Genomic DNA, 20,708 nt, shown 5'->3' on the forward strand with positions numbered 1-20,708 from the left:
CCAACAGAAACAGAAAGAGCCGCATCTGCGGCTCTTTTTATTTTTCCAGATGGCGACTTCGCCTTATGCGGCTTACGACACCTGACACGACTTCGGTTAAATCGCTTTTGCCATTTTCAAATTACACGGGCTCATTTGCCAGTTGAAAATGCCTTTACCGCTCTCATCAAGCGTTACGCTGGCAATCGCAGATGTGGTAAACATCGGCGGTGTTTCACCAGGGCAAAGCTCAGACACGAGGTATCCCACTAAAGGCAAGTGAGAGATCACCAGCGCCGTTGCGATACCTTCGTTGGCCAGTGCCTGCAAATAGGCGCTGACCAGACCGACATCGCCACAGGGAGTCAGCTCCGGCAAAACATCCACACTAGCTGGCAGGTTCATACACTCCCCTACCACATCCAGCGTCTGTTCGGCTCGTAGAAACGGGCTCACCAGAACACGTTCGATATCCACTTTTTGACCTTTCAGCCAGTTCGCCATCAGGCGAGATTCGTCACAACCACAGGAGGTTAAGGGACGAACCGAATCACTGGCGGCATCGAGGGCCGCGTCGCCGTGACGCATGATAAAAACTTGCATATTGCACCGCTTTTGTTAACCAGAATCACCAACACGTTGACGCAAAGCCCCTATTGGCCGTCGCAACTATGTGGTGGCCGGCATTGTGCCTTATCCATTCACTGAATGAAACGCTGTTTTTTACCTCAACGGCGTAAGTATAGTCAATCTTTGTTTACATTTTGAGCACGACCCATACATTCAGTGCGGATTCATCCTACCTTTGACCTCAAGTATTCAGGTCAGTTTCCCCATACTTCCAGAAACCTTCACCACGTTCCGCCATCTGCAATAACTGCTCACACGGTGTAAACCGGGAGCCATATTGCGTAGCCAACCGTTGCAGAGTTGCAACCACTTCACCCGCCCCGAGAGAGTCCATATACCGGAACGGGCCGCCGAGGAATGGCGGGAATCCAATACCAAATACAGCGCCGATGTCACCATCACGCGCACTGCGGATAATCCCCTCACCGAAACAGCGCGCTGCCTCGTTGAGCATTAACATGACGCATCGCTCTGCAATTTGCGAGGCGGTATGTCGACTCTGCCCCTGCGCACCAATAAGCGCATAAATCGCAGGGTCAACCTGTTTTTTGCTTTTACGCCCTTTCGCACCATAAAGATAGAAACCTCTACCATTTTTTCTACCTTTGCGATCGTCATTCAAAATTGAAGCGACAACATTTGCAGGTGCGCTAAAACGTTCACCGTAAGCAGCTTCCAGCACTGGTATAATTTTAGTGCCTGTATCTATTCCGACCTCATCCAAAAGTTGGATTGGTCCTACCGGGAAACCAAATTTCACCAGCGCGGCGTCAATATTATCGACACGCTCACCTTCGGTCAGCATACGAATCGCTTCGTTGATATAAGGCGCTAAAATACGGTTAACGTAAAACCCGGCCTTGTCTTGAACCACAATCGGCGTTTTGCCCTGTTTTTTCGCTAATTTAACGGTCGTGGCAATCGTCTGCTCAGAGGTCGTGGCATGCGGAATGACCTCCACCAGCGGCATTTTTTCCACCGGGCTGAAGAAGTGCAAGCCAATAACCTGCTCCGGCCTGGCAGCATTTGCAGCAATGTCGCCAATCGGTAAAGATGAAGTGTTAGAGGCAAAAATGGTATGAGGGGCACAATTCTTCTCAACTTCTTCCACCATCTGTTGTTTTAACAACAGATCTTCAAACACGGCCTCAATAACAACATCGCGATGAGCAAAACCGTGAAAATCGGTTGAACCCGAAATCAGCGCCAACTGTTTGTCACGTTCACCCGCTTTGATATGCCGGCGGCGAACTTTTGTATCAAGTTGATCCCAGCTGTACTTCAGGGCGTGATTGATTCCTTTAGTATTGATATCTTTAATGCGCACTGGCAAACCGCCCTTACAGGCTGTCACGTACGCAATACCACCGCCCATCAGACCGCCTCCCAGGATCCCAACACTGTTCAACGGGCCGGGCCGGGCATCGCTACCAGGATCTTTTTTCACTTCAGTGTTAGCAAAAAAGATATTACGCAATGCCTGTGACTGCGACGTCATCGCCAGCTCACCAAACGCACGGGCTTCAGCGTCGTACCCGCTACTGCTCCCCTGAGCCAGGCCAATTTCTATTACCTCGAGGATTCGATCCGTCGCGGGGTAGTTGCCTGACGTTTTTTGCGCCGTTTTTTTACTTACCATACGAAACAGCAGCGTCCGACCCAACGGCCCAGCTAAAATTCGTTCGCGCACAGGCAAGTTTCGGTGCGCCAGACTGTCCTTTTTAGCCCGTTCAACGGCCGCTTCAAGCAGAATAGTCTGCGGCACGACTTCATCCACTAATCCAACTTTCAGCGCCTGTTTTGCACGTAACTGTTTACCCGTCAGGATCATGTCCAGCGCGGTGCTTACGCCAATCAGACGTGGTAATCGCTGCGTACCGCCAGAACCCGGCAGCAAACCCAGTTGAACTTCTGGCAGCCCCAGTACAGTTTTTGCGTCATCAGTACAGATGCGACTGTGGCACGCCAGAGCCATCTCGAGTCCGCCCCCAAGACACGCACCGTGAATGGCGGCGATAACCGGGATCGGCAACGCATTAATTTCCGCCATAATCTGCTGCCCCTGACGGGCCAGTGTTTCAGCTTCCTGCGCGCTGCGGCAGTTACCAATCATGTTGATATCCGCCCCGGCGATAAAATTATCGGGTTTCGCTGAAATGAACACGACACCGCGCAGATCTTTGTTTTCGCGAATTTGTTTCAGGATGGCCCTAACCTGAGTAGCAAACTCAGCTTTCAGGGTATTCATTTTTTCTCCGGGCACATCAATGGAGACAACCGCCACGTTATCCAGACGTACATGTAGCGTAAAAGCCGATGTCATTTCCATTATTCTGCCTCCAGAACCATTGCTGCACCCAGACCACCTGCCGCACACGCGGTCACTAAACCAAATCCACCGCCACGACGTCGTAACTCATGGAGGGTTTGGGTGATCATCCGTGCACCGGTGGCGGCAAAGGGGTGCCCGTAAGCAATAGAGCCGCCCAGTACATTAAATTTGCTGTCATCCACTTCACCTGTCGCATGCGATCGACCCAGTACTTCCCGGGCAAAACGTTCACTACCCAGAAGCTGGATATTCGCCAGTGTTTGAGCGGCAAAAGCTTCGTGCATGTCGATAAGCGTCAGGTCGGCCATTGTCAGACCCGCCCGCTCCAGAGCCAGTGGCGTTGACCATGCCGGACCAAGCAGCATGTCCTGCCAGACATCGATGGCAGTGAAGGCAAAACTGCGCAAATAGCCCAGTGGCACCAGACCCAGCTCTTTTGCCCTCGATTCCGTCATCAAAATCACGGCGGCCGCACCGTCAGTCAGCGGCGTACTGTTTGCTGCCGTTACGCTGCCATGTTTTCTGTCAAACGCGGGGCGCAATTTCGCGTAATCCGCCAGTGTAGAGTTACCACGAACGTTGTTATCTTCTGAAATGGGATCTTTAAACGGTGGGACATAGGCGGTCATCACTTCCTCCGCCAGCTTACCTTCCGCCCAGGCCTGAGCAGCTCGCTGATGGGAACGATGCGCCAATGCATCCTGTTGCTCACGCGTAATGCCATAGGTTTTTGCCATTTGTTCAGCCGTGTCCCCCATGCGTAAGCCAGTGGAATACTCAGCGACAGCTGGTGGAACCGGCATCAGATCACGCAAACGCAGTCGGGAAAAGAGTTTAAGGCGCTGACCGGTGGTTCGGGCTTTATTGACATCCACCAGCACCCGCGCCAGCTTTTTACTCACGCCAATAGGCAGGACTGACGAGGAGTCCGCGCCGCCGGCAATTCCCGCACGAATCGTGCCCGCCATCAGACTTTCCGCGACATTCGCCACCGCCTGGAAACTGGTAGCACAGGCTCTGCTTACGCTATAAGCATCCGTATGAACATTCATTCCGGTGCCCAGCACGATTTCCCTGGCAATATTGGGCGCTTCAGGCATTTGTACTACCTGACCAAAAACCAGTTGCTCAATGACATCTGCAGGTATTTCGCTACGTGCCAGCAGCTCACCTACGACCATTTTCCCCAAATCAACGGCGGGAATGCCATGAAACGCAGTCGCCTGACGGGCAAATGGCGTGCGCAGCCCGCTTACAATGGCGATGCGATCGCCCTGACGGGTAACCAGCGGTAAAGCCTGACTCATAACACTCCCCTGTAAAAAATAAAAATAAGTGGTCTGACCTGATCACAGTCTTAACCAATTTTTTACATTTAGCCAAGCGGAGAGAAAAGAAAGTGGGAGCTATGACACAGTGAATAATCACTGGTTGTTACGAAAATGCCCTTGTCTGGAGGTGACAAGGGCATTTGAAGAAGGGATTAACGCAGACCCAGCTGGAAGATCAGGGTTTCGGCCTCACAGGCGAAGACAAAATCGATATCCAGACGTACACCTTCAGCCTCTTCAGTAAAAGTAGAGGTGATTTGGCAAGGTTCAGATTCTACACCACGGGCCTTCTCGGTCAGAGCGGCCAGCGTTTCTTCTGCCTGAGCGCGATTCGCGAAAACACGGCTGTATGACGCGGTGCAATCGGAGTTGTCCATGATGGTGCCAACATCCATACAGCAGCAAACCGGGGTTTCATCAGCACTGCATTTACTCATTGTAGATTTCCTCTGTATTCGCACCTGAGGTGCCAGATAAACGATGGGGATATTTTACGCTCCCATTATTCACCTCTCCAGTCGTTAATTGTGCGAAATGAGATAAGTGACCGAAATCACACTTAAAAATGATCTAAAACAAAAATCGCCCAAACAGGTGAGTGCGCATCTCCGCATTTTTGCCAGCTGGATCGCGTTTTTAAGATCATAATTGAAAAATTTTATAAACATACTTGCAACATTCTATCTGGTCAGACCTATACTCACGCCACTGGTCTGATTTCTAAGTAGTACCTCAGACCCTACACTTCGCGCTCCTGTTACGGCATGTAACATTGTTTGTATAAAAATAAATCGATGAGGTTATGGTCATGAGCCAGAAAACCCTGTTTACAAAGTCTGCTCTCGCAGTCGCAGTGGCAATTATCTCCACACAGGCCTGGTCTGCAGGCTTTCAGTTAAACGAATTTTCTTCCTCTGGCCTTGGCCGGGCATATTCGGGTGAAGGCGCTATCGCAGATGATGCAGGCAACGCCAGTCGTAACCCGGCACTGATTATGATGTTCGATCGCCCCACTTTCTCAGCGGGTGCGGTGTATATCGATCCTGACGTTAATATTTCAGGTAAATCACCGTACACCGGTCGTAGTACCGACGCGGATAATATCGCCCCTACGGCTTGGGTCCCCAATGCTCACTTTGTGATGCCTATTAACGAACAGTTTGGTTGGGGGGCTTCTGTTACATCAAACTACGGCCTGGCGACTGAATTTAACGACAGCTATATCGTTGGTGAATACGGTGGGAAGACCGACCTGAAAACGGTCAACCTTAACCTGAGTGGTGCCTACCGTCTGAATGATAGCTGGAGTTTCGGTGTCGGCTTTAATGCCGTGTATGCCGACGCAAAAATTGAACGTTATTCCGGTGAGCAGACCGCCGCATTGCCGAAGGTCAGCAACAAAATTGCCAGCCTGAAAGGGGACGAATGGGGTTATGGCTGGAACGCCGGCATCTTGTATGAGCTGGATAAAAATAACCGCTACGGTTTAACGTATCGCTCTGAAGTCAAAATTGATTTCGATGGCGATTACAAAAGCGGCATCCGCACCCAGGCAAATGCTTTACCTGGTGCAGGCACCGCGTTCCCATGGGGAACAACCAATGCTACCGTCCCAGGCTCTCTGACACTTAACCTGCCGGAAATGTGGGAACTGTCTGGCTACAACCGTGTCGCACCACAGTGGGCTATCCACTACAGCATGGCTTATACCAGTTGGAGTCAGTTCCAGGAACTGAAAGCGACAGGTTCAAATGGACAGACCCTGTTCTATAAAGAAGAAGGCTTTAAAGATTCTTACCGCATCGCGCTGGGTACCACATACTATATGGATAAAAGCTGGACCTTCCGTACCGGTATTGCCTATGACGATAGCCCGGTTCCTGCGAGCAAGCGTTCCATCTCCATTCCAGACCAGGATCGCCTGTGGCTGAGTGCGGGAACGACTTATGCATTCAATGACGATGCCTCTATCGACGTCGGCGTTTCTTATATGCACGGACAGAAAGTGACCGTCAAAGAAGGCCCGTATACTTTCGACTCTGAAGGTAAAGCCTGGCTGTTTGGTACCAACTTCAACTACGCATTCTGATTCTCTTCAGACGTAAAAAAGGTGAGCTTTTTAGCTCACCTTTTTATTTGTCTCATTCCTACTCGGAATCAATGTCTTTTAAGTCATCCTGAATGTCTTTCGCGTTCGGGTTTTCTTCTGGTTTGAGTTTCCCACCGTTAGCGATAAAGTCATGACGCTGGAAGTAAGCTTCACGCACCATGATGTAAGGATCAGAAGACTGGCGCAGCAGGCCGTCGGAATCGAGCAGTTGCGCGCGGGTTTCAATCCCTTCGATTGTCCATTTACCCACCGACAGCGGCCAGGTCAGCCAGGACAGTACCGGATACAGGGTATCGACCATATCACCACCATCATCACGAACGGTGAAACTTCCGTAGAACGGAAGCTGCATATACGGTCCGTAACCGACGTCATAGTGGCCTAATGTACTACCGAAACGATGTGGTTCAACGCGCTGCAGTTTTGGATTCGCCATACCCGCAACATCAATAAACCCACCCATACCTAACAAGGTATTCAGGAAGAAACGGGTAAAATGCACCATTCCCTGATAGGGGTCGCCTTGCAGGAAATAGTTGACCATTACGGCTGGTTCTTCAAGGTTGCCAGTAAAGTTGCTTAAACCATTTCGTGCCGGCTGAGGAACATAATCACGCCAGGCGACTGCCACCGGTCTAACAACATACGGATCCAACACATTAAAGTTGAAGTTGTACATGGTGCGGTTGAACCCTTCAAACGGATCCGAGCGCCCTTGCTGTTCTGTACCGGAGCTCGCACACCCCACCAAAAGTGTGGTTCCCAGCGCAAGCGCCGACAGGCGAAGCTTCATAAGTGTCTCCCTGTATATTATGGCTATCGCTGATTGCCATCCGTGACGGAACGATAACGTATCCGCCTGTATAGATGTGAGCGATTGTAACAGCACGTCAAACGATGTCTATATACCCTGTCTTACTGATTTGATCATAGCCTGGTAACACAGACACCGGGCCTTCTATTCTATCGAACCCGATAAAAACAAACGTTACCATTTTTGCGATTTCAGATTTTCTCCCGCGAATAACAGGATAAAACCGCTACGCTTTAGCTATACGTGCTTTTTCAGGATCCTGGTATGAATGACATCGAAAAAGAAAAAATCGATCGACACAGTGACGAACTCGAAGTTGAAAGCGAAGAAAAAATGAGTGGCAAGAAAATCGAACTCGATGAGGATCGACTTCCCTCCCGCGCAATGGCAATTCACGAGCATATCCGCCAGGACGGAGAAAAAGAGATGGAACGTGACGCGATGGCGCTGCTGTGGTCAGCTATTGCGGCCGGGTTGTCGATGGGCGCCTCATTACTGGCAAAGGGTATTTTTCACGTACAGCTTGAGGGCGTTCCCGGTGGATTTTTACTGGAGAACCTGGGCTATACCTTCGGGTTTATCATCGTAATTATGGCTCGCCAGCAGCTCTTTACCGAGAATACCGTTACTGCCGTATTACCGGTAATGCAAAATCCCACCATCGGTAATTTTGGCCTGTTGATGCGCCTGTGGGGCGTAGTGCTACTAGGTAATATTCTCGGCACAGGGATTGCGGCGTGGGCGTTTGAATATATGCCAATTTTTGATGAAACCACCCGCGATGCCTTCGTCAAAATTGGTATGGATGTGATGAAAAACAGCCCCGGAGAGATGTTTGCTAACGCAATTATTTCCGGCTGGCTAATTGCAACGATGGTCTGGATGTTCCCCGCAGCAGGAGCGGCAAAGATTGTGGTCATTATCCTGATGACCTGGCTTATTGCACTGGGTGATACCACGCACATCGTCGTTGGCTCAGTTGAAATCCTTTATCTGGTCTTTAACGGTACGCTGCACTGGGGAGACTTCGTCTGGCCCTTCGCCTTACCGACGCTTGCCGGAAATATCTGTGGCGGGACATTTATCTTCGCACTAATGAGCCACGCACAGATTCGCAATGACATGAGCAATAAGCGAAAGGAAGAGGCCCGAATGCAGGCCAAACAGCGAGAGCAACAGCAGAAAAACCAGAAAAAACAGTCTTAATGGCGACTGTTTGAGCAGTCGGGCGGCCTGAGACTTACCGTTGGAAGTAAAAAACGCTATACTCGTGCCGCTTCGTCCCCTTAGTTAAATGGATATAACGAGCCCCTCCTAAGGGCTAGTTGCAGGTTCGATTCCTGCAGGGGACACCATGAACACTTCTCACAAAGTCCAATACAGTACATAACTCATTAATTTTAATCCAAACCTCTTATTTTATTCGTCCAGTAAAGTGCCATTATTTCTAATGGAATCTATACATTTTTGCGTATAACATTGTGTATAACTGAGTTCGATCTTTTTTCTATACACATGCTGCTATCTGACATCCAAATAAAACGAGCAAAACCAAAGGATAAACCCTATACACTTAATGATGGTATGGGGTTATCACTCCTCATCGACACAACTGGCAGTAAAGGCTGGCGTTTTCGCTATCGCTTTGCTGGTAAGCCAAAGATGATTTCCTTTGGCGTATATGGCGATGTGTCATTGGCACAGGCACGTACCAAACGTGATGAAGCGCGTTCGATGTTGGCCAAAGGGATCAACCCAAGTGAAGCAAGAAAGGCAGATAAGATTGCTTTGCAGTTCGCGCATGAGAACAGCTTTGAGTCTGTGGCCAGAGAATGGCACTCATCGAAAAAAGCCACTTGGTCAGAGGGGTATGCAAAAGAGGTTCTCAATTGTATGGAAAAGGATATTTTTCCTTTTATCGGCCAGCGTCCAATTGAGCAGATTGAACCACTAGAGCTGCTAACCGTCCTGCAGAAAATAGAGAAAAGAGGTGCGCTAGAGCAAACCAGCAAGATCCGCCGCCGTTGTGGTGAAGTGCTTCGTTATGCTGTTGCCACTGGTAGAGCAAAGTATAATTTTGCACCCGATTTAGCTATCGCACTCAACAAACCTAAAACTCAACACTTCCCGTTCCTGACTGAAAGCGAGTTGCCCGAGTTCGTCAATGCTCTGGATAACTATCAGGGCAGTTTAGTCACCAAATACGCCACGCAGCTGTTGATGCTAACAGGCGTGCGAACAATTGAACTACGTGCAGCGGAATGGGCTGAGTTTGATTTAGATAATGCCTTATGGGAGATCCCCAAAGAACGGATGAAGAAACGCCGCCCCCATCTGGTTCCGTTATCTACTAAGGCGATCAGCATCCTGAAAAAGCTGCAAGAAATAACTGGGAATTACAACCTCGTTTTCCCTGGACGAAACGATGTCAGGAAACCAATGAGCGAAGCCAGTATCAACAAAGTGATAAAACTACTGGGCTATCATGGTCGGTTAACGGGTCACGGCTTCAGGCATACCATGAGTACTATTTTGCATGAACATGGTTTTGAAAGCGCCTGGATTGAAGTGCAACTTGCGCATGTTGATAAGAACTCTATACGAGGAACTTACAATCATGCGCAATACATTTCAGGGAGAAAAAAAATGCTCCAATACTATTCTGACCTTATTTTTGATTAATCATTCAGGCCAATCCCAAGTTCTGTAGGCTGAAAACAACCTAGTCAACTCTGTTGGAGCTAAAATATCAACAATATTATCTTTATATGTATGAGTTTTTGCCAAGGGAACCTTCTCAAAATGATTAGGCTTATAGGGGTCAAATTTAGGTAACTGGCCTAAGACAGAAATGTCAGTATTTATAGTTTTAAGCCATGATACCATTATCACTTTTGCTCCAGTCCGTTCAATATATGCCCTTGCGGATTCAAAGCTGAATCCACGCGTCGTAATATCATCAATAAGAAGTACAGTTTTCCCTTCCCCCAAAGGTGGTTTTTTATATAAAGTCGTTGGATTTCTATGAGGTTGAGAATTCAAATGTATGGTATTAAGCTGATTGCAATGATCAATCGATATCCCTTCATTTCTCGCCTTTTGAGATTTTTGAGAAGTTGTATGACGAATAATCAAATCGGGTATATATGCTTTTCTAAAGCATTTACCAAAAATTGAAATTGCTTCATCCATTATATTATTGCCATACCCAGCCTTATGCCCCGGATAAACACTTACATAGTTTATCTCTTTGTGTATCCCACTAAAATAAAGACTTGATATTAAAGCACCCGTCCAGAAATCAGGATGACCTAAGCCATGCTTTGCAGCTGCTCGTGCATCCTCAGAATATAATGTATATTCTTCCTTCATAGTGCTGAACGGAGCTAAAGCATAAAAATTAAAATCGCCATCATGAATTTCGTGACACCATAAATGATCTCTAAGACAAAAAGTATCAATAAAGCGGGCAATGTCTTTAGGGGTGGAAAATTCGAAGCCATAGTCAGTTTTGTCAGCCCACCATGTAGCTCGTAAAAATAACAACTCGCCATTAACAGCAGTCTGCATATCGTTTAAAGAAGCGCCAATATATAGCGTTTCAGTGCTTTTCCACCCCATGGTTTCTAGAACAAATTTTGTTGCCTCTGCTTTAGGCTTACCTGGAACATTTCTGTCTTTAGCCCTACAGAAATACTTAAAGTCTCCCCAGTGTTTACGTAAAACATCTTCTAACGGTTTTCTATCAGCGCCTATAGTCCAAGCTCTGTTTGTGAAAACAACAAATTCGATACCTTTCTTTTTGAAATAGCTAATTAGCTTTTCAACCTCAGAAAAAATAGCCGTATCTACTTTCCCTTGAGGCACTAAAATATCTTCAACGCTAAGTATGACACCTTTAATTTTGCTCATTTTTTCTTCCTTAGATATCTAAATCCTGCTGATATGGCTGAGTGCTTTCAATACACTGATCATTTAAAATATAGTCAATCATTGCTTCTAGCTTGATCGGAACCTCAAATGATTTTGAATTTCTATTTTCCTCTGCAAACTTTAATTCTGGCCTGACATTGTAAGTTTTTGGCAAATAAGGGGTGGCGATTTTTTTAGCATATTTGAAAGCATATTCAACTGTATGCGCAGTACCACTTTTAATTTTCCATTCAACGGGTATAAGGGCCGACGATAATGCGGCCTGAATTCTATTGCGTCGTACAAAATTCTCTGCGCTATAGTTTTGCTCAGGCAAATATTCACTTACAACAGCACCACCATTTAATATAATATTATCGTATAATAATTTAGAACCTTTTGGATATTCTACGAAAAGTCCATTACCTAACACAGCTATTGTTGGAATACCATATCTTATTGATTCTAAATGGCAGGACTGATCAATCCCCGTAGCCAAACCACTAACTGTTGCAATATCATTATTGCAGAGTCTGGAAACAATTAATTTCACTAAAAATATCCCGTCATCAGTAGGCTTTCTTGTACCAACAATAGCGAAAGATTTCTTATTTAAAACTTCCTTGTTGCCGTGAACAAAAATCCAAAATGGAGGTTCAGGTATGTTTTTTAGAGAACTAGGAAATGTAACCTGGTCATAGAAATATAAATTTATACCTCTTTTATTTAGATCCCTTGCACGTTCAATTCCTTTAGCCCATAATTCTTTCTGAAAATGCTCCCAAGAAATATCTTTAGGAAGAGCCACCCTTAAATAACTAGCTAACGCATCAGCAGAACTATCTTTCAATAGATTTTTGAAGCCTAATTTAGACTCATAAATTTTTCTTAATGTCCAATAGCCTACACCTTTCAAGCATGTAAGTGCTAAGAAAGCTATTATCTCATTCTTCCAAAATTCTCTTACGTCAGTGTAATCTTTATCTTCCATAGTTCTTCTTGCCTTATAGATTACATCTATAACTTACACAGTTAAAAGTTACCGATTTCCTATTGATATCATTTAAATTATCAATTTGGAAGTCTAAATAGCTGAGTCTAATGCCGCTACACCTGCTATTTACTGGCATGACAAGTTGTGTAAGGACACCCGATGCAGTGCGGTTAGAGACCCCAACGCCGTACCCTACATGGGTTGAACGAAAGTGGAGCACTATTTGGCGCACCTATTTAGTGTGTTCCGCTTTAACTCGTAAACCAAATCTATACAACTTACTATCTACGCTCCAATCCATCAAAAAGAGATTTTTTGAGGGCCACCGCTTAGAGCAACTGACCGCAGCGCTTAACCGAACAACTGGACTCGTCAGTGTAAAGGCATCAAGCAATCTTTTTTCATATAACTGAGAAGTATACTGCATCTTCAATGAAATCTTCCGTTGGTTGACAAAAACGGCACTACACCGCACCCGCCTGCGGTTTTCATATCACTAAAATTTTTCAGTCAGGATTTTTTACAAACGACACCGCCAGTCCGCGCCAGTGCTGGGGATATACTGCGATACAGGAACTGAAAAGAATGAAAAAAAATTCAGCTTTTTTCAGTTTTACTGTCCGTCGTGTCTGTGGTCTGAATACGCAACACTATGATATTAAATGAATAATTTATTTTAGGTGTGTGATTTTATGAAGTCTCGTAAAACGCGAAAAATATAACCATATGAAAAATAATAACTTTATATCCTAATTAACTGAAATCCTGTGTTCAGGTTTCGGGAACGGATCGGCCATTCCCGACGCATACTTTACCCATTCTTTTGCGCAGCCAGCAGCAACTTTAAAGCCTTTTCCCGCTCCTCGGGTGGAATGGCATCAATTAGCTCTTTAACCCTCCCCTGCCCGTTCAGCGCGCTTGGACTAACGGAATGGGAGAAAGCAACATTCATCACAAACGAGTGACCGCACTCCACATTAGAGCAATAGCAGTACACATCATACAGTTGTGGGTGTTTCCTGTTTGTTTTACCTATCCGCGCTACTGCCTGACATGTGGGGCAGTACATTCTCATCATCTTCATCGTTCTGTGCCCTATACTGTTGCCCGCCAGAAGAAGGGATTTGAGTCCCTTCCTCTTGTTCTGAACGTGTAACACTGGTAACACGCGTAACGCTATTGATTTAAAAGGATTTAATCTGTTACCAGTTAGCAAAATCAAGAGGTAACGCGTGGTAACACACCATTTTTTGTTACCTCTGTTACCAGTCAGTATTTTTGACTGGTAACATTGAAGAACCGCATCAGTAGCGGGTGTTACCTCTGTTACCTGTGTTACCTCATAAAAATAAGACTCACGCGATAATTACTCAGGTTCGGCGCTTCCCAGTACCTGTGTATTGAACTGGTACACACGTTTAACCCCTATTTCTGGCAGGCGAATGCTGTTTTGCGTCCGGCCATCTTCACCGGGTTTCAGCCAGCCCGCGTCCACACACAACCTGGCCACCTTACGCGAATCAAATCCCTTACAGATCTCCTTCCAGCCTGACGGAAGAACGTAGAACGTCACAACCGGCTCTGTCACGTTGTCTCCTTTATCGACTTTTCTGAATCCCATCATTGAAACAGGCCGGTTCCTGTCGTCATTCCAGTCAGCAAACCGACTGAACTGATTACGCGTCATGAAGTCCCGTACCTGTTCAAGTGCCGCTTTATCTTCCTGATTAGCTGTATGGCCCCGGTCAGCCATCCATGCAGCCAGACAGCTTTGAGCGGCACGAAAGGCCTCTCCCTCCGGCCATCCTGTGATGCCCGCTTTTGTGGCCAGCTCCCCGGCCATCGCAACCAGAGCAAAACGGGTAACAGCCCGGCCAACCTGATTCCCGGCATTTTCCGGCGTCAGCCTTCGGGTATACTCTTTCAATAAGGCTTTCGCCTGACTGGTCAGTTCCGGCAGATCAGCGGTCAGGCAATGCAGCCAGTCGCGGAATGGTGCACCATGATAATGCGCTACGTGCTGCTCAAGATGCTCAGCCAGGGTTTTCCCGCTACTGAAGCCATGAAGTTCTTCAAACACGCCATATTTGCCTGAATCACTTGGGATCTGGATCATTCTGACCTCAACCCCGGCATACGTACGTTCCCCGGCGCTTGCCGCATGTTCCACCAGTGACAGTTCCCCGGTGGACAGAAACAACAGATTCCAGCGGTTGGTTTCCCTTACCGAACCATCTGTTCTGGCTCTGGCTTTGCCCTGCCCGTTAGCCAGCATATAAGCGATATTCCCCGCCTCCCTGCCGTCAACCTCCCGGATTTCATCCAGCATCAGCGTGGCATCATTGCGGCGGCTCGCCGTTCCTTCTAAAGCATTCCCCGTCGCCCGCCACGTATGCCAGAAATCTGTTCCACCACATACTGATGCAGCCACTTTCATCGTCGTGGTTTTACCGTCTGTTGATTCCCCTTTGAGGTGATAACCTCCACCGCCGATACCAACCAGTTTCAGAAGGGGGGCAGCAAATGCCAGACTCACCGCAAAGGCAAGACGGGCATTCTTTATGCAGTAACGGCCTATATTTTCACGCCAGTCCTCTGATGTGCCGCTGACACGAAAATCACGCCCCTGCACACTCGATGTTTGTAAGATGACTGACTGGGCTTCGCGCCCTATCACTTCATCCTGGAGAACGTAAACTCCGCCGTGCCAGCCCGTTTTATTCACACAGGTTACTTTTCTGTCCGGTTTACACAGCGAGATATATTCCATCAGGAATGCTCTGGCCATACCGTTAATGTTGATGTAAGAAAGCCCGTTAACCAGCAGAACGCGGCGCAGCTCTTCCCCGCTGCCACCCAGCATCTCCATCGGCATTGCCCATTTACGGCTGTTTCCATTGGTATCTTCCCATTCCAGCAAACGCCCGTAATTACTTCCATCAGCATCACTGGTGATTGCCGTCACCCGTAACGGACTGCAAATTTTGATATTTCGTATCTCCGTATCACCATCAGATTTATTAACCAGCTTGTCGTACCACAAGTATTCTTTTGTCAGCCGGAATCCTTCAGGTAAACGGGTCTGCCCTTTGCCATGCAACGTCATTTCTTCGCGAAAGGCATCTCTCGCCCGTTCTTTCCCCACTTCCTGCCGATAATCATCCCAGTCAGCCTTATGGCGTACCGGAGGGAGCGTTACCCAGCCATCCACTGCTTTGGCGGCTTTCTCTGCCTGAATACGCCCGGTGTTTTCTTTCCCATCAGCCAGATCATTATCGCCAGCCAGAATGATCCGGGTTTCTGGCCAGCGTTTCCGGATCTGCTCCGTCACCTTCAGTAAATTGGTGGCAGCAACAGCCGCCACGATCCATCCTTCAGTCAGCAGACTGACGGTAAGCGCCGTGGCAAAACCCTCAGTGATAATCACCTGTTCAGGTGTTTCAGCAGGTATATCGGTCAGGGCAATGAATGCGCCAGACAGCTGGCTACCGGGCAGCAGACTTTTATCCCCGTCAGGATTGATAAGCTGACCACCGGTAATATTCCCGGAAATATCCGTCAACGGCAGCAGTAATGAACCGGAGGAAAATGTTATTCCGGCCAGATTCAAAGGCTGTGACAGCAAGGGAAGTGAATACCCGTGTAAGCCCTTGTTTGTCAGATAAACCGGCTCACCATTGCAGGACTGCTGCCTGAGTCTGGTATATCGCTCCGCGCCAGCTTCTTTTCCTGCGGCCTTTTTCCTGGCTGGCAAAGCGGGCTTCTCCTGTATTTCGGGTAATGCAAGCGCCTCAGATACCATCCCGGTGACTTCTTTTATCTTCCTTCCTGTCACCAGACGAACCAGATCAAGACCATCGCCATGACCACACTGATTACAAAACCACGTCCCACGCCCCGCTTTATCGTCCAGCCGAAAGCGATCTTTGCCACCACAGGCAGGGCAAGCCCCATGATGTCCTGCGGACGGTACTTTGATACCTAATGCTGACAGGATATAAGGCCAGCGCCCAATTGCAGCCCCGGAAATCGTGGATACAGACGGTGTTTTCACTGCAGCACCTCCTGACCTTCCGGCTTCACAAATTCAAAACCTTCGGGTAGTTCGCCATCAGGTGCACCGAAAATAATATCCCGGTAAACCTCACGCATCTCTGTGACACCAAAAACTGACAGGCGAATATTTTCTGACATAAAGCCCGGTTTAAGCATTTTTTCCAGTTTTTCTGCGGCCAGTATGCAGCCTGCATCAGCCCCAAACTCATTCACCCACGGCATTTCAATATGGTAAATAATATTACTCACCACTTTTTCGTGGGTGAGTTCTATTCGTTCGCCATCTTCAATATAAACAGGTTCATTATGAACACGCTCCATTAAGGAAATGAATGCATCAGCAATGTAGTACCGTAAAACTGCTGTTCGTAAAGCATGCGCCTTTAAATTTTGATTATTATTCATCGCGCATCACTCCCTTAATTGTGCTGGTTTCCTTAACAACGCCATCCAGTTGTTCGGCAATACAGGCCACTAAAGCCGCAGCGCCTTCTGCTGAAACAGTTCTCGCTCCATTCACTGTGGGAACGGACAGAACCTCTGCAAGAAACTCACTGGCCAGCGCCGCCCGTAACAGACGACTCTCCCCCAGTTCACTCAATATGCAGCCTTGCTTAAAATTCATGGATTTCATGCAACCACCTCCCCGGCGTTTTTCACAGGGATACGGGCAGCAAAGCTCAGGATAAATTCAGTGGCAAGTTTAAGGCGTGCAGCATGCTCGCAGTCTGCGATTACACGCACAGGACGTGGACGGGCATCACGGTCTGTACGGCGGACAGCCAGAAAGACAAAGGTAAATTCAGGGTGAGATAAAGCAGGGACTGTAGCCATAATGGCAACCTCCGTTAGATAGCGGGTAACGCTACCACCGGAGTTTCCACGCTCATGGGTGGTAGCCCAGACGGGGGTGGAAATACCGGCTCTAACGGATACCGGCCTGACCGAGGTCAGCCCCGCCTGAGCCACCATTACACGATAGCTACAACAGTAAAGAAACCGCTGTACAGGTAACAGGTGCACAAAGGCAAAGACACAAAAAAAGACGCATGGCGCGTCTGGTGTCGCCGTTAGATTACTCGGGTTTCCACGCCCGGCTGCCGATTTTGCGGCAACCTTTAAACTATATCCCGCGCATTCCTGGTGAGGCAAGAAATTTATAACCGAAAACTGATCATTGCCTGGATTAATTAACGCTGGCATGCTTAAGCCTCTGCTAAAAAATAGTTCTTCATTTTTCCTGATGCTGAAAACGAGACCCGCCTCTGAGCGGGTCTTTCTGTCGCTAAGTCAATCCGCAAACGTCAGGGCGCTCTCATCGACAGCCGCGTACAGTTCAGGTTCACCGAGTGCATAGCCTTCATTGCGCAGGTAGGAATGCACGTATTCGCTGTTTTCATCATCAAACTCAGCACGAAACCAGCGTGTTATCGCCTGAGTGTAAATATGCAGATTATCCAGCGTTGTTACTGCCAGACGCTTACCCGGCATAAACGGGGGAATAAACGCAAAGCGGCCAGCAACAGAACTTGTAGCCATCTGTGCTGCATTCACATCAGCCGGGCGGTCTGCGGCATTAAATAACTTCAGGCGTTGATGTGCTGCCAGCTCTGCCCCAACCAGTACAACCAGACGGGGATCTTCACGAAACTGCTCAGCAATAAGCTCTGTAATCAGATGGTTGCCCAGCGCATCAATATTTTTCCAGGTGCCAGACTCTCCCAAAGTGACAGGCTCAGAGATGATTTGCTTCCCGTTCCCGTAGGCTTTCGCCAGTGCATGCCAGCCAATATTGACATCCTCTCCTTTTTTATTGATTTCCGGGTTTGTAGTATTTGCAATCGACACACCATTGAAACCGACCCGCAGCATGTCCAGCGCATATGCCTGGGCAAAAAAGCTCTCAACCGTTTTCTCAAACTCATCCGGCACGCCGGTATGGTAAATATGAGACATATCGGAATAGCTGATCCGGGCGCAGGTATCCGTCTCTGTCAGAAAGAACTCCGTACCATTGACTGCCATTTTTTTGTGGAAACGGCCACCATCCACACGTCCGGTATGCAGTTCACTGGCACCAATATTGACGGCATTACCTGACACGGCGTTAACATCACGTAGCGTGATATTTTTAATAAGCCACCCGGATTCCAGAATTGAGGTACGCAGTATATTTTCAGTGGGTTCGCTTAATGCAAAGCGTCTTTTTGATTCCTCCTGATAGTTAGTGCCAGTAACGAATTTATTATGATAACGACGTGCTGCGTCCGGCCTTTCAGTTTTGAAGGCATACATAGTTTTTTACCTTTTTTAGTATTTAAGAAAAGATTTTATTTTTGTACTCAGTAACCCGATTGTATTTCATTACATGCTCAACATAATCCCGGTCACTTACGACTGAACGTAATACATAATTATCTGCTCGATAGTACTCCCTGTAAGCCATAGCTCTTGCCATTCCACCGTTATTTAATACATAACGATCAGTTGGAACGCTACAACGGCTAATAATTTCATTCACAGAATCAGACAAAGATTTGAGTGCATCTGTAATAAATTTAATATCACGGACAACGTCACTATCATTAAACACAGAAATAAAATCAGCAGGGATCTGGCCGGATTGAGGAAATATGTTCAGTAAACGCTTCTCAACTCCCTTACCAATGTAGTTAACTTCATCAGCCAGTACGCCTGGTAAAAGCTTGATTGTGCTCAGCCGGCTATGTTGCTCATTCAGCCGGGAAATAGCCTGATGGTAACACCGTTCAGCATCCGCGCGTTCAGCATGCCCCGTTTTATTCGTTTTGGCTTCAGCAATGCTACTGACGCCGTTTTTTGAGAATGTACTTTTCCATGCAACTTCCACATTTGTCACTTCACGCTGCCGGAAAGATAACTCTTCCTCTTCCTGACGACACAACTGGGCATAACGGCTTAGGAGCAGGTTGATCTCATTCGCCACAGCTTCCGTATCAGGTACTGTTAACCCCGTAAGTGAATACAGCTTTTCACCTTTAGCGCGCAGCTTATTCAGTGAATAGATTTCGATAATACGCACAATACAGGCTATGTCGCTATGAGTTTCTTTAAATGGGCTTACTTTGTAACTGTCTAACACCGACACATGTTCGTTCTTAATTGATGCCAGTTTTTTCTTAAAAACATTGTCAATCATATAATTGCCACCTCAATTTAGGAGTTTAATTTTCTATTGAGAATATTCTTCTCTATCCATTCATTAACTTCATGCTCCACCCATGCAACAGAACGAGAACCGATAGAAACTTGGTTCGGAAATTCATCATTCTTTATCTTTAGATAAATTGTTGACTTGGGTAAGCCAGTCAAATTAATCACTTCTGATATTCTCAGAAGTCTATAGTTTTTTTGGGGTGCGTTTTCCCGAGGCAATAAGCTCATGGCTATGTCCTTCACATTAGATATTTATACTAAGACTTAATTAGTCTCTATTGGGTGTATATATACTTGCACAGAAGAATTAATACGTAAAGAATGACACTTTCAAACTTATTCAAATAATTTGAATGGTGAATAATGGTGAATAATAGTGAATGTTAGGGAATATTACTGAGTGACAACCTTTGCCAGTGCTTGTTAATCCCTGATAATAATGAAATTTGATGAACAATATATGTAACAATTTGTAAATAAAAGGCTACATTGGCTGGGCTGGGCTGGGCTGGGCTGGGCTGGGCTGGGCTGGGCTGGGCTGGGCTGGGCTGGGCTGGGCTGGGCTGGGCTGGGCTGGGCTGGGCTGGGAAAATACGCCTAGTCCATAAAAAGCACTAATTTTTCTTATGTGTATAACTAAGTGTATAGAATTTTAATTTCAGTATTTATATGTTCATAAAAATCAACTCATTAACTCATCAATCACATTCCTGCAGGGGACACCAGAGACTCCTCTTCACTATCTCCCCCAGTCCCATTACCCAGCGTAATAAACTCTTGCAGTAGCGCGGTAAGTTGTCGCATTTTTTCGACAGTAAATTCAGCTTCGATCAGGCGATAGGCCTCTTCCACCTCGGACCTCGCACTTTCATACAGCGTCGAACCCGCAGGCGTGAGCGAAATGTACAGCTTGCGCTGATCGTTCACCGGCTTTAAGCGCAACACCAGACCATCGCGTTCCATGCGGGTCAGAATACCGGTCAGGCTCGGGCGTAAAATACAAGCGCGAAAGGCCAGATCGTGAAAATCCATCGACGGGTTTTCGGCAAGGATACGCACGATACGCCACTGCTGCTCGGTAAGATTATGGCGTTTAACGATGGGGCGAAAGTGTGTCATCGCCGCTTCCCGCGCCTGCAGCAGCGCGATAGTTAATGAATCATGCATCACTTACCTCTGAACCTCATACCTGTTTGTTAATAAGTTAATAAATAGCGTTAATTGCACCAGATCGCAACCAGCTTCTGTCCCTGAAAAGTACAACACAGCACACAAAATAATTTATCCATTGATTTATATGGAATAAATTTTATTTGTGTAAATTTATTGTTAATCCGCTCACAAAACATTCACTT

The 20,708-nt window shown here is 47.1% G+C and carries 19 protein-coding genes and 1 tRNA gene; 4 read left to right on the forward strand and 16 right to left on the reverse strand.

Annotated features, from left to right (window positions below; genetic code table 11):
* Positions 1–96: 96 nt before the first annotated feature.
* The 4 genes from sixA to LG384_RS16190 all read right to left on the reverse strand — a co-directional run bounded on the left by sixA (position 97) and on the right by LG384_RS16190 (position 4,709).
* On the reverse strand, positions 97–582 hold the full coding sequence (gene sixA / locus LG384_RS16175; protein WP_045445723.1) for a phosphohistidine phosphatase SixA: 486 nt from the start codon (positions 580–582) through the stop codon (positions 97–99).
* 208 nt (positions 583–790) lie between these two features.
* Positions 791–2,938, reverse strand: a complete 2,148-nt coding sequence (fadJ, locus tag LG384_RS16180; protein ID WP_225761226.1) for a fatty acid oxidation complex subunit alpha FadJ — start codon at positions 2,936–2,938, stop codon at positions 791–793.
* Entirely contained in the window at positions 2,938–4,248 is a 1,311-nt protein-coding gene (gene fadI, locus LG384_RS16185; protein ID WP_045445730.1) for an acetyl-CoA C-acyltransferase FadI, read from the reverse strand. Before fadI ends, fadJ begins: the two co-directional genes overlap by 1 nt.
* Positions 4,249–4,424: 176 nt before the next feature.
* Positions 4,425–4,709, reverse strand: a complete 285-nt coding sequence (locus LG384_RS16190; RefSeq protein WP_045445733.1) for a YfcZ/YiiS family protein — start codon at positions 4,707–4,709, stop codon at positions 4,425–4,427.
* A 371-nt stretch (positions 4,710–5,080) separates the two neighbouring features.
* Between LG384_RS16190 and fadL the strand changes: the two genes are divergently transcribed.
* Positions 5,081–6,361: a long-chain fatty acid transporter FadL gene (gene fadL, locus LG384_RS16195; protein ID WP_045445736.1), complete on the forward strand. Its 1,281-nt coding sequence runs from the start codon at positions 5,081–5,083 to the stop codon at positions 6,359–6,361.
* A 58-nt stretch (positions 6,362–6,419) separates the two neighbouring features.
* On the opposite strand, the gene mlaA is transcribed toward fadL, so the two are convergent.
* Positions 6,420–7,175: a phospholipid-binding lipoprotein MlaA gene (mlaA, locus tag LG384_RS16200; RefSeq protein WP_045445738.1), complete on the reverse strand. Its 756-nt coding sequence runs from the start codon at positions 7,173–7,175 to the stop codon at positions 6,420–6,422.
* 285 nt (positions 7,176–7,460) lie between these two features.
* Here mlaA and LG384_RS16205 point away from each other — a divergent pair, with 285 nt between their 5' ends.
* From LG384_RS16205 to LG384_RS16215, 3 genes are all read left to right on the forward strand, one after another.
* Entirely contained in the window at positions 7,461–8,402 is a 942-nt protein-coding gene (locus tag LG384_RS16205; protein WP_225761227.1) for a formate/nitrite transporter family protein, read from the forward strand.
* Positions 8,403–8,476: 74 nt separating this feature from the next.
* A tRNA-Arg gene (locus tag LG384_RS16210) sits at positions 8,477–8,551 on the forward strand.
* Positions 8,552–8,711: 160 nt separating this feature from the next.
* Complete coding sequence (locus LG384_RS16215) at positions 8,712–9,878, forward strand: tyrosine-type recombinase/integrase (RefSeq protein WP_052892883.1); 1,167 nt, start codon at positions 8,712–8,714, stop codon at positions 9,876–9,878.
* Here LG384_RS16215 and LG384_RS16220 read toward each other — a convergent pair whose 3' ends face one another.
* The 11 genes from LG384_RS16220 to hpaR all read right to left on the reverse strand — a co-directional run bounded on the left by LG384_RS16220 (position 9,879) and on the right by hpaR (position 20,520).
* The gene (locus LG384_RS16220; RefSeq protein WP_052892884.1) at positions 9,879–11,108 is read right to left on the reverse strand and encodes an HAD family hydrolase; all 1,230 of its coding nucleotides are present in this window, start codon (positions 11,106–11,108) and stop codon (positions 9,879–9,881) included.
* Between the two features lie 10 nt (positions 11,109–11,118).
* Positions 11,119–12,099: a DNA-processing protein DprA gene (locus LG384_RS16225; protein WP_052892885.1), complete on the reverse strand. Its 981-nt coding sequence runs from the start codon at positions 12,097–12,099 to the stop codon at positions 11,119–11,121.
* A gap of 814 nt (positions 12,100–12,913) precedes the next feature.
* On the reverse strand, positions 12,914–13,186 hold the full coding sequence (locus LG384_RS16230) for an ogr/Delta-like zinc finger family protein (RefSeq protein WP_000783295.1): 273 nt from the start codon (positions 13,184–13,186) through the stop codon (positions 12,914–12,916).
* A gap of 282 nt (positions 13,187–13,468) precedes the next feature.
* The gene (locus LG384_RS16235; protein WP_052892886.1) at positions 13,469–16,156 is read right to left on the reverse strand and encodes a DUF927 domain-containing protein; all 2,688 of its coding nucleotides are present in this window, start codon (positions 16,154–16,156) and stop codon (positions 13,469–13,471) included.
* The gene (locus LG384_RS16240; protein WP_031602040.1) at positions 16,153–16,563 is read right to left on the reverse strand and encodes a hypothetical protein; all 411 of its coding nucleotides are present in this window, start codon (positions 16,561–16,563) and stop codon (positions 16,153–16,155) included. The genes LG384_RS16235 and LG384_RS16240 overlap by 4 nt, the downstream gene beginning before the upstream one ends.
* Positions 16,556–16,792, reverse strand: a complete 237-nt coding sequence (locus LG384_RS16245) for a hypothetical protein (RefSeq protein WP_003838756.1) — start codon at positions 16,790–16,792, stop codon at positions 16,556–16,558. The genes LG384_RS16240 and LG384_RS16245 overlap by 8 nt, the downstream gene beginning before the upstream one ends.
* Positions 16,789–17,361: a host cell division inhibitor Icd-like protein gene (locus LG384_RS16250; protein WP_077764170.1), complete on the reverse strand. Its 573-nt coding sequence runs from the start codon at positions 17,359–17,361 to the stop codon at positions 16,789–16,791. The genes LG384_RS16245 and LG384_RS16250 overlap by 4 nt, the downstream gene beginning before the upstream one ends.
* 87 nt (positions 17,362–17,448) lie before the next feature.
* On the reverse strand, positions 17,449–18,453 hold the full coding sequence (locus LG384_RS16255; protein ID WP_052892887.1) for a P2 family phage major capsid protein: 1,005 nt from the start codon (positions 18,451–18,453) through the stop codon (positions 17,449–17,451).
* Positions 18,454–18,475: 22 nt separating this feature from the next.
* On the reverse strand, positions 18,476–19,336 hold the full coding sequence (locus LG384_RS16260) for a hypothetical protein (RefSeq protein WP_052892888.1): 861 nt from the start codon (positions 19,334–19,336) through the stop codon (positions 18,476–18,478).
* Between the two features lie 17 nt (positions 19,337–19,353).
* Positions 19,354–19,581, reverse strand: coding sequence for an AlpA family transcriptional regulator (locus LG384_RS16265; protein ID WP_031602044.1), 228 nt, complete (start codon positions 19,579–19,581; stop codon positions 19,354–19,356).
* A 474-nt stretch (positions 19,582–20,055) separates the two neighbouring features.
* Positions 20,056–20,520 carry a homoprotocatechuate degradation operon regulator HpaR gene (gene hpaR, locus LG384_RS16270; protein WP_225761228.1) on the reverse strand — a complete coding sequence of 155 codons (465 nt, stop codon included), beginning with the start codon at positions 20,518–20,520 and terminating at the stop codon, positions 20,056–20,058.
* Positions 20,521–20,708 lie beyond the last annotated feature (188 nt).

Source organism: Citrobacter sp. Marseille-Q3906 (assembly GCF_916618775.1).
Classification (GTDB): domain Bacteria; phylum Pseudomonadota; class Gammaproteobacteria; order Enterobacterales; family Enterobacteriaceae; genus Citrobacter; species Citrobacter murliniae.

What these genes read in the sequence shown, in the direction of transcription:
- sixA (WP_045445723.1), bottom strand. Translation starts at nt 582, where the DNA reads ATGCAAGTTTTTATCATGCGTCACGGCGACGCGGCCCTCGATGCCGCC.
- fadJ (WP_225761226.1), bottom strand. Translation starts at nt 2,938, where the DNA reads ATGGAAATGACATCGGCTTTTACGCTACATGTACGTCTGGATAACGTG.
- fadI (WP_045445730.1), bottom strand. Translation starts at nt 4,248, where the DNA reads ATGAGTCAGGCTTTACCGCTGGTTACCCGTCAGGGCGATCGCATCGCC.
- LG384_RS16190 (WP_045445733.1), bottom strand. Translation starts at nt 4,709, where the DNA reads ATGAGTAAATGCAGTGCTGATGAAACCCCGGTTTGCTGCTGTATGGAT.
- fadL (WP_045445736.1), top strand. Translation starts at nt 5,081, where the DNA reads ATGAGCCAGAAAACCCTGTTTACAAAGTCTGCTCTCGCAGTCGCAGTG.
- mlaA (WP_045445738.1), bottom strand. Translation starts at nt 7,175, where the DNA reads ATGAAGCTTCGCCTGTCGGCGCTTGCGCTGGGAACCACACTTTTGGTG.
- LG384_RS16205 (WP_225761227.1), top strand. Translation starts at nt 7,461, where the DNA reads ATGAATGACATCGAAAAAGAAAAAATCGATCGACACAGTGACGAACTC.
- LG384_RS16215 (WP_052892883.1), top strand. Translation starts at nt 8,712, where the DNA reads ATGCTGCTATCTGACATCCAAATAAAACGAGCAAAACCAAAGGATAAA.
- LG384_RS16220 (WP_052892884.1), bottom strand. Translation starts at nt 11,108, where the DNA reads ATGAGCAAAATTAAAGGTGTCATACTTAGCGTTGAAGATATTTTAGTG.
- LG384_RS16225 (WP_052892885.1), bottom strand. Translation starts at nt 12,099, where the DNA reads ATGGAAGATAAAGATTACACTGACGTAAGAGAATTTTGGAAGAATGAG.
- LG384_RS16230 (WP_000783295.1), bottom strand. Translation starts at nt 13,186, where the DNA reads ATGAAGATGATGAGAATGTACTGCCCCACATGTCAGGCAGTAGCGCGG.
- LG384_RS16240 (WP_031602040.1), bottom strand. Translation starts at nt 16,563, where the DNA reads ATGAATAATAATCAAAATTTAAAGGCGCATGCTTTACGAACAGCAGTT.
- LG384_RS16245 (WP_003838756.1), bottom strand. Translation starts at nt 16,792, where the DNA reads ATGAAATCCATGAATTTTAAGCAAGGCTGCATATTGAGTGAACTGGGG.
- LG384_RS16250 (WP_077764170.1), bottom strand. Translation starts at nt 17,361, where the DNA reads ATGCCAGCGTTAATTAATCCAGGCAATGATCAGTTTTCGGTTATAAAT.
- LG384_RS16255 (WP_052892887.1), bottom strand. Translation starts at nt 18,453, where the DNA reads ATGTATGCCTTCAAAACTGAAAGGCCGGACGCAGCACGTCGTTATCAT.
- LG384_RS16260 (WP_052892888.1), bottom strand. Translation starts at nt 19,336, where the DNA reads ATGATTGACAATGTTTTTAAGAAAAAACTGGCATCAATTAAGAACGAA.
- LG384_RS16265 (WP_031602044.1), bottom strand. Translation starts at nt 19,581, where the DNA reads ATGAGCTTATTGCCTCGGGAAAACGCACCCCAAAAAAACTATAGACTT.
- hpaR (WP_225761228.1), bottom strand. Translation starts at nt 20,520, where the DNA reads ATGCATGATTCATTAACTATCGCGCTGCTGCAGGCGCGGGAAGCGGCG.